General features: G+C 49.3%; 1 pseudogene. It reads right to left on the bottom strand.

Annotated features, from left to right (window positions below):
• Positions 1-223 (bottom strand): annotated as a pseudogene (locus ABR397_RS24575) (DUF637 domain-containing protein); the annotation flags it as partial.

Below are 223 nucleotides of genomic sequence, written 5' to 3'. Positions count from 1 at the left end.
GGTTATCGCGGCATCACGTCGCGCAATAACGCGTTCTGCCGCCGATTTATCCCCTTTCTCTGCCGCCAGGATATCTTTTTGATTATCAACTGATAACTGATGCAACATATGCTCAGTCATGTTGTTACGATAGACAAGTTCTGCACTGTTCGCCGCACTGTAAGCACCTTCGGGTGTATGGCTAATCAGAGCGCCCGACAATGCCCCGATAAATTTAGCCGTC

The organism is Photorhabdus viridis, assembly GCF_040256935.1.
In the GTDB taxonomy this organism is placed as follows: Bacteria; Pseudomonadota; Gammaproteobacteria; order Enterobacterales; family Enterobacteriaceae; genus Photorhabdus; species Photorhabdus viridis.
The sequence above is the reverse complement of the archived record's forward strand: the minus strand, read 5'-3'. Positions and strand labels throughout refer to the sequence as shown.